Below are 3,117 nucleotides of genomic sequence, written 5' to 3'. Positions count from 1 at the left end.
AACGGCGCCAACAGGCGCCGTTCTGGTTTATGCGACATCCGGGTTTTGGATGCGGAAAAAAAGCAAACCCCCGCTGCATAGGCAGCGGGGGTTTGGGGATAGAGCCCCTGGCGATGACCTACTCTCGCATGGCTTGAGCCACACTACCATCGGCGCAGCTGCGTTTCACTTCCGAGTTCGGGATGGGATCGGGTGGTTCCACAGCGCTAATTTCACCAGGGAGAGGGTTGGAGGGTCGCTATCCATTGGAGCAGGATAAAGCGCCAGCCTCTCGTAGGTCTTGTGACGTAGCGTGCACTTGGGTCCATCGACATGTCATGTCGGCCAAGGCAACTTGAGGTTATATGGTCAAGCCACACGGATCATTAGTATCAGTTAGCTCAACGCGTTGCCGCGCTTACACACCTGACCTATCAACCACGTAGTCTACATGGTTCCTTCAGGGGGCTTGTGCCCCGGGAAGTCTCATCTTGAGGCGCGCTTCCCGCTTAGATGCTTTCAGCGGTTATCGCTTCCGAACATAGCTACCCGGCAATGCCACTGGCGTGACAACCGGAACACCAGAGGTTCGTCCACTCCGGTCCTCTCGTACTAGGAGCAGCCCCTCTCAAACTTCCAACGCCCATGGCAGATAGGGACCGAACTGTCTCACGACGTTCTGAACCCAGCTCGCGTACCACTTTAAATGGCGAACAGCCATACCCTTGGGACCGACTACAGCCCCAGGATGTGATGAGCCGACATCGAGGTGCCAAACACCGCCGTCGATATGAACTCTTGGGCGGTATCAGCCTGTTATCCCCGGAGTACCTTTTATCCGTTGAGCGATGGCCCTTCCATACAGAACCACCGGATCACTAAGTCCTACTTTCGTACCTGCTTGATCCGTCGATCTTGCAGTCAAGCACGCTTATGCCTTTGCACACAGTGCGCGATGTCCGACCGCGCTGAGCGTACCTTCGAGCTCCTCCGTTACTCTTTAGGAGGAGACCGCCCCAGTCAAACTACCCACCATACACGGTCCCCGACCCGGATAACGGGCCTAGGTTAGAACGTCAAGCACGACAGGGTGGTATTTCAAGGATGGCTCCACTGCAGCTGGCGCCACAGTTTCATAGCCTCCCACCTATCCTACACAGACGAACTCAACGTTCAGTGTAAAGCTATAGTAAAGGTTCACGGGGTCTTTCCGTCTTGCCACGGGAACGCTGCATCTTCACAGCGATTTCAATTTCACTGAGTCTCGGGTGGAGACAGCGCCGCTGTCGTTACGCCATTCGTGCAGGTCGGAACTTACCCGACAAGGAATTTCGCTACCTTAGGACCGTTATAGTTACGGCCGCCGTTTACTGGGGCTTCGATCAAGAGCTTCGCCTTGCGGCTGACCCCATCAATTAACCTTCCAGCACCGGGCAGGCGTCACACCCTATACGTCCACTTTCGTGTTTGCAGAGTGCTGTGTTTTTGATAAACAGTCGCAGCGGCCTGGTCACTTCGACCATCACCAGCTATAGCCCGCATGGGCCACCGGCAATGGTGCACCTTCTCCCGAAGTTACGGTGCCATGTTGCCTAGTTCCTTCACCCGAGTTCTCTCAAGCGCCTGAGAATTCTCATCCTACCCACCTGTGTCGGTTTACGGTACGGTCTGCGTAAGCTGAAGCTTAGGAGCTTTTCCTGGAAGCGTGGTATCAGTGACTTCGTCTTAAAGACTCGTCTCGGTGCTCGGTCTTAAAGGATCCCGGATTTGCCAAAGATCCAAACCTACCGCCTTTCCCCAGGACAACCAACGCCTGGTACACCTAACCTTCTCCGTCCCTCCATCGCACTTACGCGAGGTGCAGGAATATTAACCTGCTTCCCATCGACTACGCATTTCTGCCTCGCCTTAGGGGCCGACTCACCCTGCGCCGATTAACGTTGCGCAAGGAAACCTTGGGCTTTCGGCGTGCGGGTTTTTCACCCGCATTATCGTTACTCATGTCAGCATTCGCACTTCCGATACCTCCAGCAGACTTCTCAATCCACCTTCGCAGGCTTACGGAACGCTCCTCTACCGCGCATAACAAAGTTATGCACCCCAAGCTTCGGTTCTGTGCTTAGCCCCGTTAAATCTTCCCCGCAGACCGACTCGACCAGTGAGCTATTACGCTTTCTTTAAAGGGTGGCTGCTTCTAAGCCAACCTCCTGGCTGTCTGTGCCTTTCCACATGGTTTTCCACTTAGCACAAAATTTGGGACCTTAGCTGTGGGTCTGGGTTGTTTCCCTTTTCACGACGGACGTTAGCACCCGCCGTGTGTCTCCCATACAGTCCGTCTCGGTATTCGGAGTTTGCAATGGTTTGGTAAGTCGCGATGACCCCCTAGCCATAACAGTGCTCTACCCCCGAGAGGATACATATGAGGCGCTACCTAAATAGCTTTCGAGGAGAACCAGCTATCTCCGGGTTCGATTAGCTTTTCACTCCTAATCACACCTCATCCCCTACCTTTGCAACGGGAGTGGGTTCGGGCCTCCAGTGCGTGTTACCGCACCTTCACCCTGGGCATGACTAGATCACCCGGTTTCGGGTCTACTGCCCGCGACTATGCGCCCTTATCAGACTCGGTTTCCCTTCGCCTCCCCTATACGGTTAAGCTTGCCACGAACAGTAAGTCGCTGACCCATTATACAAAAGGTACGCAGTCACTCTTTCGAGCTCCTACTGCTTGTACGCACACGGTTTCAGGTTCTATTTCACTCCCCTCTCCGGGGTTCTTTTCGCCTTTCCCTCACGGTACTGGTTCACTATCGGTCGGTCAGTAGTATTTAGCCTTGGAGGATGGTCCCCCCATGTTCAGACAGGGTTTCACGTGCCCCGCCCTACTCGTCTTCACTGGAATGGCCCTTTCAAATACAGGGCTATCACCTTCTATGGCCGGCCTTTCCAGACCGTTTTTCTAGAACCATACCAGCTTAAGGGCTGTTCCCCGTTCGCTCGTCGCTACTCAGGGAATCTCGGTTGATTTCTTTTCCTCTGGTTACTTAGATATTTCAGTTCACCAGGTTCGCTTCCAGCAGCTATGTATTCACTGCAGGATACCGCCGGAGCGGTGGGTTTCCCCATTCGGACATTACC

2 rRNA genes (1 of these 2 running past the window's edge) are annotated in these 3,117 nt (G+C 54.3%); both read right to left on the bottom strand.

From position 1 onward, the window contains the following. Window positions 1–105 precede the first annotated feature (105 nt). Window positions 106–220 (bottom strand): 5S ribosomal RNA (gene rrf, locus ABB33_RS14405). A 124-nt stretch (window positions 221–344) separates the two neighbouring features. Beyond that, window positions 345–3,117, bottom strand: a 23S ribosomal RNA gene (locus ABB33_RS14400); it runs 105 nt beyond the window's last position.

This window comes from Stenotrophomonas acidaminiphila (assembly GCF_001431595.1).
GTDB lineage: Bacteria > Pseudomonadota > Gammaproteobacteria > Xanthomonadales > Xanthomonadaceae > Stenotrophomonas > Stenotrophomonas acidaminiphila.
This window is presented reverse-complemented; position numbering and strand designations above follow the sequence as displayed.